At 70.7% G+C, this 14,921-nt stretch carries 13 protein-coding genes; 5 read left to right on the top strand and 8 right to left on the bottom strand.

All coding sequences use genetic code 11. The features are described from left to right. Positions 1 to 60 precede the first annotated feature (60 nt). Entirely contained in the window at positions 61 to 462 is a 402-nt protein-coding gene (locus ACWEPL_RS37300; RefSeq protein WP_452438942.1) for a hypothetical protein, read from the top strand. An 83-nt stretch (positions 463 to 545) separates the two neighbouring features. Continuing rightward, positions 546 to 938 carry a hypothetical protein gene (locus ACWEPL_RS37295; RefSeq protein WP_452438941.1) on the top strand — a complete coding sequence of 131 codons (393 nt, stop codon included), beginning with the start codon at positions 546 to 548 and terminating at the stop codon, positions 936 to 938. Here ACWEPL_RS37295 and ACWEPL_RS37290 read toward each other — a convergent pair. Beyond that, a complete protein-coding gene (locus ACWEPL_RS37290) occupies positions 935 to 1,387 on the bottom strand; it encodes a hypothetical protein (protein ID WP_363966514.1) in 453 nt (150 codons plus the stop codon). The two genes, ACWEPL_RS37295 and ACWEPL_RS37290, sit on opposite strands and share 4 nt — an antisense overlap. Before the next feature lie 46 nt (positions 1,388 to 1,433). Between ACWEPL_RS37290 and ACWEPL_RS37285 the strand changes: the two genes are divergently transcribed. Then, positions 1,434 to 2,411, top strand: a complete 978-nt coding sequence (locus tag ACWEPL_RS37285) for a helix-turn-helix transcriptional regulator (RefSeq protein ID WP_363966516.1) — start codon at positions 1,434 to 1,436, stop codon at positions 2,409 to 2,411. A gap of 19 nt (positions 2,412 to 2,430) precedes the next feature. On the opposite strand, the gene ACWEPL_RS37280 is transcribed toward ACWEPL_RS37285, so the two are convergent. The 7 genes from ACWEPL_RS37280 to ACWEPL_RS37250 are packed head-to-tail and all read right to left on the bottom strand — an operon-like array spanning position 2,431 to position 9,444. Next, positions 2,431 to 3,426: an ABC transporter ATP-binding protein gene (locus ACWEPL_RS37280; protein WP_452438940.1), complete on the bottom strand. Its 996-nt coding sequence runs from the start codon at positions 3,424 to 3,426 to the stop codon at positions 2,431 to 2,433. After that, positions 3,423 to 4,403: an ABC transporter ATP-binding protein gene (locus ACWEPL_RS37275; protein ID WP_363966520.1), complete on the bottom strand. Its 981-nt coding sequence runs from the start codon at positions 4,401 to 4,403 to the stop codon at positions 3,423 to 3,425. Before ACWEPL_RS37275 ends, ACWEPL_RS37280 begins: the two co-directional genes overlap by 4 nt. Continuing rightward, positions 4,400 to 5,224, bottom strand: coding sequence for an ABC transporter permease (locus tag ACWEPL_RS37270; protein WP_452438939.1), 825 nt, complete (start codon positions 5,222 to 5,224; stop codon positions 4,400 to 4,402). Before ACWEPL_RS37270 ends, ACWEPL_RS37275 begins: the two co-directional genes overlap by 4 nt. Continuing rightward, the gene (locus ACWEPL_RS37265; protein WP_452438938.1) at positions 5,221 to 6,201 is read right to left on the bottom strand and encodes an ABC transporter permease; all 981 of its coding nucleotides are present in this window, start codon (positions 6,199 to 6,201) and stop codon (positions 5,221 to 5,223) included. The genes ACWEPL_RS37270 and ACWEPL_RS37265 overlap by 4 nt, the downstream gene beginning before the upstream one ends. After that, positions 6,198 to 7,805: an ABC transporter substrate-binding protein gene (locus ACWEPL_RS37260; RefSeq protein WP_363966524.1), complete on the bottom strand. Its 1,608-nt coding sequence runs from the start codon at positions 7,803 to 7,805 to the stop codon at positions 6,198 to 6,200. The genes ACWEPL_RS37265 and ACWEPL_RS37260 overlap by 4 nt, the downstream gene beginning before the upstream one ends. Further along, on the bottom strand, positions 7,802 to 8,512 hold the full coding sequence (locus ACWEPL_RS37255; protein WP_363966526.1) for a PIG-L deacetylase family protein: 711 nt from the start codon (positions 8,510 to 8,512) through the stop codon (positions 7,802 to 7,804). The genes ACWEPL_RS37260 and ACWEPL_RS37255 overlap by 4 nt, the downstream gene beginning before the upstream one ends. Beyond that, positions 8,509 to 9,444 carry a GNAT family N-acetyltransferase gene (locus tag ACWEPL_RS37250; RefSeq protein WP_452438937.1) on the bottom strand — a complete coding sequence of 312 codons (936 nt, stop codon included), beginning with the start codon at positions 9,442 to 9,444 and terminating at the stop codon, positions 8,509 to 8,511. Before ACWEPL_RS37250 ends, ACWEPL_RS37255 begins: the two co-directional genes overlap by 4 nt. Before the next feature lie 272 nt (positions 9,445 to 9,716). Between ACWEPL_RS37250 and ACWEPL_RS37245 the strand changes: the two genes are divergently transcribed. Both ACWEPL_RS37245 and ACWEPL_RS37240 read left to right on the top strand, forming a co-directional pair. Further along, complete coding sequence (locus tag ACWEPL_RS37245; RefSeq protein ID WP_452438936.1) at positions 9,717 to 11,000, top strand: extracellular catalytic domain type 1 short-chain-length polyhydroxyalkanoate depolymerase; 1,284 nt, start codon at positions 9,717 to 9,719, stop codon at positions 10,998 to 11,000. A 124-nt stretch (positions 11,001 to 11,124) separates the two neighbouring features. Continuing rightward, entirely contained in the window at positions 11,125 to 14,895 is a 3,771-nt protein-coding gene (locus tag ACWEPL_RS37240) for a S8 family peptidase (RefSeq protein WP_452438935.1), read from the top strand. Positions 14,896 to 14,921: the final 26 nt, after the last annotated feature.

Genomic DNA, 14,921 nt, shown 5'->3' with positions numbered 1-14,921 from the left:
TGGCCTCGAACGGAGTTCCCTGTGATATCAACGATCGCCGGTATCCTCACCTTTGCCGTGATGGGCATCCTGTTGCTCCTCGGCGTCGTCATGACCGCGATGGCCCGGCGCGAGCACGGCTCGGCCGCGATGATCGGCATGGCGGGCTGCATCCTGCTTCTGCTGGGACTGCTGTTCAACATCTTCCGCTCGTACGTGCTGTTCCCGCAGATGACCTCATCGACGGACATTCAGACGACCGTGGCCGTCACCAGCCTGGTCTCCCTGCTCTTCGACGCGGGCGGCACCGCCCTGCTGATCTGGGCCGTGGTGGCCCGGCGCAAGCCGAGCCAGCCCGCCCAGCCGCCCCAGGGCCCCGGCTGGCCACAGCAACCCCCCTATCAGCAGCAGCCGTACCAGCAGCAGCCCGGCTGGCAGAACCCGCCGCAGCCGCCCTACGGCCAGGGTCAGGGCCAGAGCTGACGAACCCGCGGGACGGGTCCCCCGGCGAAGTGTGACAATGGGAGGGCACGCCCCCACTCTCCGCAGCGGCTCCTGAGGAGATCATGACTCGAGAGCAACCTGACCCGCAGGGCCAGGACCCCCACCAGACGATCAGGCACCGCCCACCCTTCCCGGCCCAGCCCACCCGGCAGGGACCTCCCGGACAGGTCCCGCCGCCGCGGCACGGACACCCGCCCCCACAGGGCCCTCCGACCGTGCGCGTGCCGCCACCCCCGGCCCCACCGACCGTGCGCGTCCCCCGGCCCGGGCGGCCGCAGGATCCGCCCTCCACGCAGCGGCTCCCCTACACGCCGGACATGCTGCCCGACGTGTCCCACTACGAGACCAAACCGCCTCGATCGGCCTGGTGGTGGGCGATCGTGGCCGGGTCGCTGGTGCTGCTGATCGCGGCCGTCGCGGTGGCGGCGGTCCTGTGGGCCCGCTCCGGCGCCTAGGCCCGGCTGAAGTCCATCGTCCAGTTCGTCTCCCAGGTCAGGCCGTCGTCCGCCGAGTACGCCTGCTCCCAGCGGGCCGCGGCCGGGCCGAGCACCGTCCAGATGAACCGGCACCGCACCTGCCTGCCCTCATACGTCTCCTCCCCGTAGAACTCGCCCCGGTCCCCCTCGAACTCGCCCACCATGGGCGAGCTGTCGAGCGTGCCCCTCGTGCTGCCGGCCCAGTAGATGGCCCACTGCCGTGTCTCGGGGTTGTACACGCGCACCGTCAGCCCGCTGGACCCCTTGGTCGGGAACGTGATCTCGTCGAAGCTGGCCGCCCCGTCGAAGTGCCGGCTGGCCACCGAACGGCCCGGGAACTCGTCCCATTCGTCGCTGCCGGCGAGCGCCTTCACGAGCCGGCGGTTGTCGACGTTCCAGTGGCCGGCGAGAAAGTCGAAATCGTTCATGCGGGCGACGCTAGGCCGTGGTCACTGACAGGTAGTGTCAGTGAATGTGCGTGCCTCCCGCCTGGTCTCGATCCTCCTGCTCCTGCAGACGCGCGGCCGGATGACCGCGCAGGATCTGGCCGAGCGGCTGGAGGTCTCGGTACGCACCATCTACCGCGACGTCGAGTCCCTCCACTCCGCCGGCATCCCCCTGTACGGCGACGCGGGCCCGAAGGGCGGCTACCAGCTGCTCGACGGCTACCGCACCCGGCTCACCGGGCTGACGGCCGACGAGGCCGAGTCGCTGTTCCTGGCCGGCCTGCCGGGTCCGGCGGCGGAGCTGGGGCTGGGCGCGGTGGTCACGGCCGCGCAGCTCAAGCTCATGGCGGCGCTGCCCGTGGAGCTGCGCGACCGCGCCGGGCGCATCCAGGAGCGCTTCCACCTCGACGCGCCCACCTGGTACCGCGACCAGGATCCGGTGACCTACCTGCCCGCCGTGGCCGACGCCGTCTGGAACGAGCGCCGCATCCAGGTCAGATACCGCCGGTGGAAGGCGCCCCAGGAGGTGGAGCGGCGGCTGGACCCGTACGGGCTGGTCGTCAAGGCCGGGCGGTGGTATCTCGTCGCGCGGGCGGGCGAGGACGTGCGCACCTACCGCGTCTCGCAGATCCTCGACCTGCACCCGCTCCCCGAGGGCTTCACCAGGCCGGACGGCTTCGACCTGGCGGCCTACTGGCAGGGGTACCTGGCCGAGTTCGAGGCCCGGCTGCGGCGGGGCGAGGCGGTGCTCCGGCTGTCGCCGCGCGGCGTCGCACGCGTGCCCGACCTCATGACCCCCGGCGTGGTGGCGGCGGCCAGGGAGAGCGCGCAGCCGCCTGACGAGGAGGGCTGGACGCGGGTCACGGTGCCGATCGAGTCGATCGAGCACGCGCTCGCCGAGTTCCTGCGGCTGGGCACGGACGCCGAGGTGCTCGCCCCCGCCGAGCTGCGCGACCGCATGGCCACCACCGCCGCCGAACTCGCCGCCCGCTACCGCCCCGCCTGAGCTGCCTGAGCCGCCACGCCTATCTCCCCGCCTGAGCCGCCGATTCCACCTGCCAGCAGTGCGTCCAGTGGCCGTCCCCCAGCGCGGTACGCGCGGGCGCCTCCTCCGAGCACACCGGCAGCGCCACCGGGCAGCGCGGATGGAACCGGCACCCGCCCGGCGGATCGATCAGGCTCGGCGGCTCGCCGTGCCGCGTGACCCCCGGCGCCGTCACCCGGTCGGGATCCGGCGCCGACTCCAGCAGCAGCCGCGTGTACGGGTGCCGCGCCGCCTGCGTGAGCTCCTCGCTCGGCCCGCTCTCGATCAGCCGCCCCGCGTACATGACCGTGATGTCCTCGGCGAAGTAGCGGGCGCCGGCGATGTCGTGCGTGATGTACAGGAGCGCCAGCCCGCTCTCCCTCGCCAGCCCCTCCAGCAGCCGCAGCACCCCGAGCCTGATCGACACGTCCAGCATCGAGACGGGCTCGTCGGCGATCAGCGCGACCGGCCGCACCGCCAGCGCCCGCGCGATGGCCACCCGCTGCCGCTGCCCACCGGACAGCTCGTGCGGCAGCTTGTCCATGAACTGCTCGACCGGCGTGAGGCTGACGCGTTCGAGCAGCTCGGCGACCTGTGCGCGTTCCTCCGCGTCCGAGCGGACATGTCCGTGGATGCGCAGCGGCCTGGCCAGGTGGTAACGCACCCGGTGGAAGGGGTTCAGGGAGGCGAACGGGTCCTGGAAGATGAGCTGCACCTGCCGCCGGAAGTCCCTGAACGCCGCCCCGCGGTGGGCGCGTACCGGCTCGCCGCGCAGCAGCACCTCGCCCGACGTGGCCGGATAGACCTGCGCCAGCAGCCGCGCCACCGTGCTCTTGCCGCAGCCGCTCTCCCCCACCAGCGCCGACACCGTCCCGGCCCGCAGCGCGATCGACACGTCCTCGACGGCCCGCACCGGCGGCCGCCTGCCGAAGCGGCCTCGGGGACCGCGAGCCGCGGTGAAGTGCTTGGTGAGGTTCCGTCCCTCCAGGACGATCATGACGCGTCCTCCAGACCGCGGCCGCCGTTCAGCAGGCACGCGACGTCGCCTTCGAGCTCGGGCAGGACCGAGGAGCACGCCGCCACCGCCACCCCGCACCGCGGGTGGAACGCGCATCCCGGTGGCGGCGACCTCAGGTCGGGCGGGCTGCCGGGGATGCCCAGCAGCTGTTCGCGCGGCCCGTGCAGGCGCGGGAACGAGCGGAGCAGCCCCAGCGTGTACGGGTGCCGCGGCGACTTGTGGATGGCCTTGGCGGACCCGGTCTCCACGACCCGGCCCGCGTACATGATGGCGATCCGGTCGGAGATCTCCATGAGCAGCGACAGATCGTGCGTGATGAAGACGACCGCGAAGCCGTACTCCTGCCTGAGCTCCCTGATCTCGTGGAGGATGTCGCGCTGGACCACCACGTCGAGCGCGGTCGTCGGCTCGTCCATGATGATGATCTCGGGGTTGAGCGCGAGCGCGATGGCGATGGCGGCGCGCTGCCGCATGCCGCCGGACAGCTCGTGCGGGTAGGAGCGCCGCCTGTCGGCGCTGATGCCGACGCGCCGCAGCAGCTCGACCGCCCGCTCTGTACGGTCGCCGCGCGACATCCCCGGAACGTGGACGCGCAGGACGTCGTCGATCTGGGCGCCGACGGTGCTGACCGGATTGAGGGCGTTCATGGCGCTCTGGAAGACGACGGCCAGCTCCTTCCAGCGGAAGGCCCTGAGCTCGCTCTTCCCGAGCCCGAGCACGTCCACGGACGAGCCGTCCTGGCGACGGTAGACGACCGAGCCCGAGGTGATCGCGGCGGGCGGCCGCAGCAGCCGGGCGACGGCGTTGGCCAGCGTGGACTTGCCGCTGCCGCTCTCCCCCGCGAGGCCCAGCACCTCGCCGCGGCGCAGGTCGAGGGAGACGTCGGCGACGGCGTGCACGGTGCCGCTGCCGGACAGGTAGTCGACGCTCAGGTCGCGGATCTCCAGGACGTTCATGTGCGGGCCTTCACCTTGACCGTTCGCAACCGGGGGTTGGCGATCTCGTCGATGCCGAAGTTCACCAGCGCGAGCCCGGTGCCGATGAGCGCGATGCACAGGCCGGGCGGGATGAACCACCACCAGGCCCCGATGAGCAGCGCCTGGCCGTTCTGCGCGAAATAGAGCATGCTGCCCCAGCTCACGGTGGACAGGTCGGCCAGGCCGAGGAACGACAGCCCGGCCTCGGCCAGGATCGCCGCGACCACGGTGGCCAGGAAGCTGGTGGCGATGACGGGCAGCAGCACGGGCAGGATCTCGAAGAAGATGATCCGCAGGCCCCCCTCACCGCTCGCGCGCGCGGCCTGGACGAAGTCGCGCCGCCGTACGGACAGGGTCTGCGCCCGCAGCACCCGCGCGCCCCAGGCCCAGCCGGTGACCGCGATCACCACGGCCACGGAGGCGACCCCGCGCTGCGGCAGGTAGCCGGCCAGCACGATGATCAGCGGCAGGGCGGGCAGCACCAGGAAGATGTTGGTGAGCACTGACAGCACCTCGTCCACCGCGCCGCCGAAATAGCCGCCGACCAGGCCGACCGCGACCGCGATCACGTTGGCGATGACCGCCGACAGCAGGCCGACGCCCATCGAGACGCGGGCGCCGTACACGATCTGGGTGAGGATGTCCTGCCCGGTCTGCGTGGTGCCGAGCCAGTGCGCGGCCGACGGGCCCTGAAGCCCGTCGTCGCCGGTCGCGGCCGGGTCGGCGCCGATGAGCAGCGGCCCGAGCACGGCCATCAGCGTGAAGAAGACGAGGATGCCGATGCCCATCTTGATCTTCATTCGGACTCCTGCCTGGTACGCGGGTCGAGCACCACGTACGCCAGGTCGGCCAGGAAGTTGGCGACGAGCACGGCCAGCGAGATGACGAGGAAGATGCCCTGCATGAGCGGGAAGTCCTCGTTCTCCACCCCTTTGAGGAGCATCGACCCGATCCCGGGATAGGAGAAGACGATCTCGGTCAGCACCGAGCCGCCCACCACGAAGCCGAGCGACAGGGCGAAGCTGGTGATGTTCGGCAGGATCGCGTTGCGGGCGGCGTACGCCCACATGACCCTCCTGGAGGTCAGCCCCTTGGCCTCGGCCATCACCACGTAGTCCTCGCCGAGCGTGGTCACCATGACGTTGCGCATGCCGAGGATCCGGTCGGCCATCGACGCGACCACGATCGTCACCGCGGGCAGCGCCGCGTGGTAGACCACGCTGCCGGCGAACTCGCCGGTGAAGCCGGGCATCACGTCCAGCCCGTACGCCCTCGACACGGGGAACCACTGCAGCGTCACCCCGAAGACGAACACCAGCGCCAGCGCCACCCAGAAGTACGGCACCGCGTGCATGAACGTGGCCGCAGGCAGCACCCCGTCGAGCCAGGTGCCCCGCTTCCACGCCATCAGCACGCCCAGCGAGGTGCCCATCAGGTAGCTGATCAGGGTGGCGACCCCGACGAGCCCGACCGTCCACGGCAGGCTGTCGGCGATGACCGTGGACACTTCGGCGGGAAAGAAGGTGATCGAGCGGCCCAGCTCCCCTTGTGCGAGATTGCCCAGGTAGTCCAGATACTGCTGCCACAGGTTCGCGTCGCTGATGCCGAACGCCCGCCGCATCGCGTCGATGGCGGCCGGGTCGACGTTGCCTTTCATCCGGGCCACCAGCAGCTCCACCGGGTCCCCCGGCATGAGCCGGGGGATCAGGAAGTTGAGCGTGACGGCGGCCCAGGCGGTCAGCAGGTAGAAGCCGAGCCGCCGGGCCAGGAACCTCACTTGACGGCCGGCTTCAGGTGCAGCAGCACGACCGCGGCGTCGGGCGAGGTGTACGGCGACGGCATCGCGTACGGATCCTGCTCCGACGGCCAGCCGACGTACTTGGTGGTCCGGAACTGCGCCCACCCCGGGCTGTAGAACAGCGGCAGCTGGGGCAGCTTCTCCACCATGATCCGGCCCAGCCCCTGCGTGGCCTTCTGCTGCTCGGCCAGGTCGTCGGTGGCGGCGTACTCCTCGATCAGCCGGTCGGTCTCGGCGTCCTTCCACCGCTCGTAGTTGCCGCTCGCGGCCTCGCCGACGGGCTTGGCCAGGCCGCCGAAGAGCATGAAGCGCATCTGGAAGTACGGGGTCGGACCGGCCTCGGCGCCCCTGATCGACAGCTCGTAGTCGCCCTTGCCGACCTTCGACACCCAGTCCTGGAAGGCCACGCCCCTGGTCTCGACCGTGATGCCGACCTTGGCCAGGTCCTCCCTGATGAGCTGGGCGGCGTTCACCCAGTCGGTGAACGGCGACGGCACCAGCAGCGTGAACTTCAGGTCGGCCGGGTTCACGCCCTTGAGCAGTTCCTTGGCCTTGGCCACGTCCACCTGGAACGCGGCGTCCTTGTACTGCGGCGGCACGTACGCCTCGCCGCCCGGCATCGGCACGCCGGTCGGGTGCGCGACCTTGGTGTACCCGCGCTCGGCCACCCTGACGATCTTGTCCCGGTCGATGGCGAGGCTCATCGCCTGCCGTACCTCCGGCTTGGCCAGGACCGGGTTGGTCAGGTTCGGCAGCAGCGAGACCAGGCCCTCCGGCGGGAAGAAGAACTTGTTCTGCTCCGGCTTGCCCTGCACGAAGATCTTCTGGATGTCCGGCACGAACGCGCCCGCCCAGTCCACCTCACCCTGCTGGAGCGCCGTCTGCAGGGCATTGGCCGTGTACGCGGGGAAGCGCAGCACCGGCACCTCCGGCTTGCCCGGCTGCCAGTAGGACGGGTTCTTCTCCATCTCATAGAGCTGCGCCGAGAACTTCGACAGCTTGTACGGCCCGGTGCCGACCGGCTTGGCGTTGGTGAACGTCGCCGGGTCCTGCTGCTTGTCCCACAGGTGCTTGGGCACGATGGGCGAGCCGCCGGCGATGTTGTAGAGCTTGGCGTACGAGGTGGTCTTGAAGTCGACGCGCACCTTGTCCGGAGCCAGCGCCCGCGCGTCCTTGATCTCCAGCGCGGACGTGTTGAGCTGCGCGTGGTCCTTCAGCATCTGGAAGGTGAAGGCCACGTCGTCGGCGGTGAAGGGCTGCCCGTCAGTCCATTTCACCCCCGGGCGGAGGGTGAACGTGAGCGACTTGCCCTTGTCCGACCATTCGTACTTCAGCGCCAGCCACGGGACGATCTCTCCCGGCTTGAGCTTGTTGAAGTACATGAGGGTCTCGTAGATCATCCCGCTCGTGCCGAAGTTCACGCCTTCGAGGTGGTACGGGTTGAAGTCCTCCTGGAACGTCCCCGCGTCCACGGCGTGGATCACCAGCGGGGGCGCGCTCGTGCTGTTCTTGCCGGTGGGGCCGCCGCTGCTCGAACAGCCTGCGAGGGCCAGGGCGAGGAGTACTGCCAGACAGCGTTTCATTGGGGGGTGGCCTTTCCGAAATACTTCGTCCGGAGGTCGCGCGAGCCCTTCGGTGCGGCGAAGGCCTGGGCGCGGCCGAATCCGGCTGGTGCGCCGCGCACGATCGTCAGTGCGCGGTAGTACTCGACGTACGGGAAGCCGTAGGTCTCGCCTCTGGCGTAGGCGTACCCGGTGATCGCCTGTGACCAGAGCTCGTACGCCTCCTCCGTCAGCTCGACGAACACGTCGGGGACGAATCCCTCGGCGTCCTCCCAGTTGTCGGCGTAGTAGAGCTCGCTCGCCCAGTAGGCCGGGTGCTCGCGTTCGAGCGTCTTGAGCCCGCCGTAGAAGCGGGCGTCCTCGACGATCCGGTGGGTACGAGCGTGATCTTTGTGGATGGACGCGCTCCAATGGGTCAGGATGACGTCCGGGCGCAGCTCCCTGATCAGGTCGCCGACGCGCAGCTTGACCTCTTCGTCCTCGGGCAGCAGGCCGTCCTCGTAGTCGAGGAAGCGCACGCCCGCGCCGATCCGCTCGGCGAAGGTCTCGGCTTCCTCGCGCTTCTGCCTGGCGTAGTCGGGGACGGGCATGCGGGGGTGGCCGCGCTCGCCGAGGGTGAGGTGGAGGAGTGTGGCCCGGTCGCCGCGCAGGACGTGCTGGGCGAGCACGGCGCCCGCCGTCAGGTCCAGGTCGCCCGCATGAGCCCCGATGGCGAGGACATGAGTCATGCCGACTTCCTCATCACGTGGAAGCGCCGGGTGATCTGGTAGCCCGCCTTGGCGTAGAGGCGGCCGGCCGGGCTCGCCTCGCCGGTCCAGAGGAACCACGACGAGTGGAGGCCTTCGGCGCGCATCATGGTCATGGTGAGATGGAGGAGGATCTTGCCGAGGCCGGTGCCGCGCTGCTCGGGGTCGACGCCGAACGGGCCGAAGCGCTCGGGGATGCCGCGGTAGGCCGCGTACAGAGCGAATCCCATTATTTGATCTTTTTTCGCGATGACCATGCGCCGGGGGTCGCGGTGCAGGCGGATCGCCTCGCCCCAGTCGGGGTTGAAGGCGTCGGCCGCGAAGCGGATCAGCTCGGGCAGCTCGCCGTCGGTGGGGCTACGGAAGGCATACCCCTCGCTCTCGCGCTCGGCGCGCAGCTCGCGTACCTCGTCGGGGGTCACGTAGCCGACGAGCGTCCGGTCCATGGCGACCGGCGAGTACAGGGTCCGGAAGCCGAGCCCGTTCAGGAGCCGGTAGCCGTCGGGGTAGAGCTCGGAGTCGGCCCCGGGAAGCACATAGTTCGGCGTATAGGACGAAAAATCGACCTTCGTCCGGCCGGCCCGCTCCAAGAACGCCAGCGCCTCGCCCACCAGCCGCCTCCCGAGCCCGCCGCCACGATGCTCGGGGACGACGAAGAAGAACGGGATCCACCCGGTGTCCGGCTCCAGGTCGGCGCCCGGCGCCAAGGGGGTCAGGCGGCGCACGCCGTACGCGCAGCCCACCACCCGGCCGTCGGAGACGGCCACGCGCAGGCCCTTGGGGTCGAAGTTGGGGTCGAGCAACACGCAGTCGCGGAACCAGGCGGAGGTGGCGGGATCGGCCGGCATGCTGCGGTTCCAGGCGTCCACCAGGGAGACCTCGTCACCGGACGCGAAGGCGCGGACTGTGACCATCGGGGTCCTTTCACCTTTGGCTCTCCGGTCCCAGCTTTCCCATGGTCAACGGGCAAGGTCAAGATGATTCGGGAATTTATTTTCTTCCTAGGCGCATGTTTAGAAAATTTCTTTTGCGCCATGCCCGCCCGAAACTTTCACGCCCCGCCAACCCGCCCTCATCCTTAGCCGCAGGTCACCTGGCTAACCTGACGGGTCACCACCAGCAACGATTGCGTTAGTGAAAGTTTCTCTTCACACTCGCAATGTTTCAGGCGAACGAGAGGAACCCGATGAACGTGAGAGCTCGGATCGTGGGTGCCTTGATCGCCGCCGTGACGCTCATCGTCGCGGGGCTGATCACCGCGCCACCGGCCTCGTCGGCACAGCTGACGGAGGTGACCGGCTTCGGCACTAACCCGACAAACCTGCGCATGCACCTGTACGTCCCGGACGGCGTCGGGACCCGACCACCTCTCCTGGTCGCCGTGCACTACTGCACGGGATCGGGTCCGGCCTTCTACTCCGGCACGGAGTTCGCCTCGCTGGCCGACCGGTACAAGTTCATCGTGATCTACCCGTCCGCGACCAGGAGCGGCTCCTGCTTCGACGTCTCCTCGCCGCAGGCGCTGCGGCACGACGGCGGCAGCGACCCGGTGGGCATCATCTCGATGGTCAGGTACGTGCAGCAGCGCTACAGCACCGACCCCGACCGCACCTTCGTGACCGGGGCCTCGTCGGGCGCCATGATGACGAACGTGCTGCTGGGCGACTACCCCGACGTCTTCAAGGCCGGAGCCGCGTTCGCCGGGGTGCCGTTCGCCTGCTTCGCCACCACGGACGGGTCGATGTGGAACAGCGCCTGCGCCAACGGCCAGGTCTCCAAGACGCCGCAGCAGTGGGGCGACCTCGTACGCGGCGCGTACCCCGGCTACAGCGGCCCCCGCCCGCGCATGCAGGTGTGGCACGGCACCGCGGACACCACGCTGCAGTACCCGAACTTCCAGGAGGAGATCAAGCAGTGGACCAACGTCCACGGCCTGAGCCAGACGCCCAGCAGCACCGACCAACCGCGGTCCGGCTGGAACAGGACCAGGTACGGCGGCACCGGCACGACGCCCCCCGTCGAGGCGATCAGCCTTCAGGGCGTCGGCCACAACGTCCCGATGAGCGGGATGGCCGCCGCCGCGATCGCGTTCTTCGGCCTTGACCAGGGCGGCGGCGGGCCCACGCCGACCCCGACCCCGACCCCGACGCCCGGGACCGGGGCGTGCCGGGTCACGTACGCGATGAACTCCTGGAACACCGGCTTCACGGCCGAGGTCACGATCACCAACACCGGCACCAGCCAGCTCACCTCCTGGGCGCTGACCTTCACGCTTCCCGCGGGCCAGAGCGTCACCTCCGCGTGGAACGCCACGATCTCGCCCGCGAGCGGCCAGGTCACGGCCAGGAACGTCAGCTACAACGGCACGGTCGCCCCGGGCGCGTCCGCCTCGTTCGGCTTCCAGGCCACCCACACGGGGAACACGTCCAAGCCGCCGGCCTTCACCCTCAACGGCGCCACCTGCACCTGACCGCTCGATCCACCGGGCTCGGAACCCCCCTGAGCCCGGTGTGATCATCTGATGGATACTGGCCCTTCTCGGAGAAATTGGGAGCGCTCCCGAAAGTGCTCTCGCTCAACCGAAAGGGCACAACTTGTCCAAATTTCACACGCGGTTATCGGCGGTGTTATCGGGCTCGGCGCTCGTGCTCGCCGCCGGGCTCGCGCCGCTCCACCAGGCGGCAGCCGCGGTCACCGAGCCCGCTGAGACCCAGCCGGCCCGGGTCACCCTCACCCTCATCACCGGCGACGTCGTCGAGTACGCGCCGTCGCAGGGCGGCGTCCCCTCCATCGCCATCAGGCCGGCGCCCAGGCCCGACGGCGCGGACGTCACGTTCGCCACCCTGCCCGGCAAGGATGGCGGATATCTGGTCCTGCCCTCCGACGCGGCCCCCATGGTCGCCGCCGGGACGCTGGACGAGGAGCTGTTCGACGTCGAGACGCTGGCGCGGGACCGGCGCGTCGAGGCGATCCCGCTGCTCGTCACCTACCCGGGCGACCCCGCCCCCGCCGCGCTCGCCAGATCGGCCCGGTCCCTGGCGGCCGGCGAGAACGTGCGGGTGCTCGACAGCGTCAACGGCGCCGCGCTCACGGTACGCGCCGACCGGGCCGACGACTTCTGGGCCGGGCTCAACACCGGCGCCAGACTGACCGGCGGCGCGATCTCCAAGATCTGGCTGGACCGCAAGACGCGGGCCTCGCTCGACAAGAGCGTGCCCCTCATCGGCGCGCCGGCCGGGTGGGAGCGCGGGTTCGACGGCAAGGGGGTCAAGGTCGCCGTCCTCGACACCGGGATCGACGCCGCCCACCCGGACTTCGCCGGACGCATTCTCGCCAGCGAGAACTTCTCCGACTCCGCCGGCATCACCGACAAGGTCGGACACGGCACGCACGTCGCCTCGACGATCGCGGGCGCCGGCCCGACGTACAAGGGCGTGGCGCCGGCCGCGTCCCTGCTGGTCGGCAAGATCCTCGCGGACAACGGCCTGGGCGACTGGTCGTGGGCCATCTCCGGCATGGAGTGGGCCGCCGCGCAGGGCGCCGACGTGGTCAACATGAGCCTGGGCTCCTGCTGCGGCAACGGCACCGACCCGATGAGCCAGGCGCTGAACGAGCTCACGAAGAAGTACGGCACGCTCTTCGTGACGGCCGCCGGGAACGAGGAGGACCCGCTCACCGTGAGCGTCCCGGCCGCGGCCGACGAGGCGCTGGCCGTGGGCGCGGTGGACAAGGAGACCGGCACGACCCTGGCCGACTTCTCCAGCAAGGGGCCGCGGCTGGACGACGCCGCCGTCAAGCCGAACATCGTCGCCCCCGGCGTGGACATCGTCGCCGCGCGCTCGGCCGACTCCTCGCTGCCCGGCATCCCGGGCGACGACAAGTACACGACCTTCAGCGGCACCTCCATGGCCACGCCGCACGTCGCCGGGGCCGCCGCGATCCTGGCCCAGCAGCATCCCGGCTGGCGGGCCGCCGAGCTGCGCGACGCGCTGACCTCGACGGCCGTACGCAACGACGGGCACAACTGGTTCGAGCAGGGCAGCGGCCGGGTGGACGTGGCCCGCGCCGTCACCCAGAGCGTGTTCGCCACCTCCGTGGTGGACTTCCGGCTCCTCGGCAAGCCCGCCACCAGGCAGGTCACGTACCGCAACCTCGGCTCCGAGCCGGTCACGCTGGCCGTCTCGCTCGTCACCCGCGGCTGGAGCGGCAGGCCCGCGCCGGACAAGGCGGTCAGGCTGGGCGCGCAGAGCGTCACCGTGCCCGCGAACGGCACCGCCGCCGTCTCCCTCACCGCCGACCCGTCGGCCAGCCCGATCGGCGCGTACGGGGGCTGGGTCACGGCGAGCGGCGGCGACGTGCGGCTGGTGACGCCGTTCAGCTACTACACGGGTCCCGCCACGCACCGGCTGGGGGTGTCGCTGGTCAACTCGTACGGGACCAAGGAGTTCTTCCCGGGTTACCAGGCCGAGCCCCTGGTGTACGCGATCCCGTTGAAGCGGGCGAACAGCCCGGAGGACCCGTTCAACCCGTACGGGTACTACTACCTGCGTACCGACTATTCGGGCAACGGTGAGTTCTCCCTGCCCGCCGGGGACTACGAGGTGATCGGCGTCGCCAACGAGACCCGGATCAGCAACCGTACGAGCTGGGTGATCGAGAACGTCCACCTCGACGGGGACCGGACCGTCACCCTGGACGCGCGCAGGACGGCGCCGATCCGGCCGCGGACACCGAAGGCGCTGGACGGGGGCGGGAACGCGTACTACGTGCGCACGTTCACCGACCGCAACCAGCCGGTCTCGCTGTACGGCGGGGTTCAGGGCGGCGGGCAGCAGTTGTTCGTCACGCCGGTGTCCTCGGTGAAGGCGGGCAAGGTGCGGCTGTCGCACCAGTGGAACCTGGAACCCCCTGTGCTCACCTCGGCCACGGCGGGCGGGCTGGCCCTGCATCCCGCGTACGACGTGGAGGCCCAGCGCAGGCTGACCTCCGCCACGTCCTACCCCGTCGTTTCGGTCGGAAGGGGGCGGCCGGAGGACTTCTCGGGGGTGGAGGTCTCCGGCAAGATCGTGCTCGTCGGGATCCCCGTCGAGAGCGGCTACGTCAACGCGAGCGTCCAGATGGACGACGCCGGCCGCGAGGCCTCCCTGCGCGGCGCGGCGGGCGTCATCGGCTTCCTCGACGTGGACGGCGGGCGGGCCCGCGTGCCGCAGGGCTGGTCCCTGCGGCTGGGGCTGGACGCCGCCGAGGGGCGTTCGCTGCGGTCCGCCCTGGCCAAGGGGCCGGTGTCGCTGCGGCTCGAACCGTACGCGGGGCCGGGCGCGATCTACCACCTCCGCTTCGACTCGCGCGGCCGGGTGCCCGCGCGGCCCGTCACGGTCGACATGGGGCGGCTGGTTCGGATCGACGCCGCCTACCACGCCGACAAACCGGACACCAGCGGCTGGGAGTACGGCGAGTCGACGGCCGGCGAGGAGCCGGGGCGGATGGCGTACGGCGGGTCGCTGCGGATGCCGCTCACCCGGACCGAGTACTTCGGGCCCGTGTCCGACGACGTGGTGTGGTCCCGCGCGATCACGAACGACGGGCTGGTCCTGCACTCCGACGACCGGTTCGCCGGTGACGACCGGCGGGTCTCCGAGCAGTGGTTCAAGGCGCCGCTGGTGCCTGGCGCCGCGGACGTGCCGTCGGGGTACCCGGTCAAGGTGCCGTGCGCGCTGTGCCGGGACTCCGACCGGTTCGTACCTTTCGAGCAGTGGCGCGACTCCGACCCCCGTCACTACAGCGACCTGAGCCCGGTCACCTCGGCGCCCCGGCTGTTCGCGGCCGATCAGGAGCTGGCCCCGCAGGGCTGGCGCCCCCGATTCTTCACCGGGGCCCCCGGGTCCTACCGTGTGGAGGCCGTGGACACCTCGGGACGCACCCTGTCCGGCAAGGTCACGACCACCGCGCGCTTCGCCTCCTCCCCGCCGCCGTCCTCGGGGGCTCCTCGGGGGTACGCGTGCTCGTTCGGGGCGGGGTGCGCGTTCCAGCCGGCCGTCCAGGTCACCTACGACCTGCCCCTCGACCTGCTGAACCGGGCCCCGGCCGGGGAGCCGTTCGCGTTCGACCTGCGCGCCGGCGCGCACTCGGCCGTACGCCGGGCGCCCGACGTCAACCAGGTCACGGTCGAGTTCTCGGTCGACGACGGGGCCACCTGGCGGGCCGCGACGCGGGTCAGGAAGCACGGCGACGGGCGGTTCCGCGTGGAGCTGGCGCATCCCGCCCTGGCGCGGACCAGCGGGTTCGTGTCGCTGCGGGTCACGGCGTCGGACACGGCGGGCGGCTCGACCACCCAGACCGTCAACCGGGCCTACGCCCTGAGATGACACCACGGGACGGCCAAGGACCACCC

The organism is Nonomuraea sp. NPDC004186 (assembly GCF_053603495.1).
Note: the sequence above shows the minus strand (reverse complement) of the source record. Positions and strands in the feature narration are given on the sequence as shown.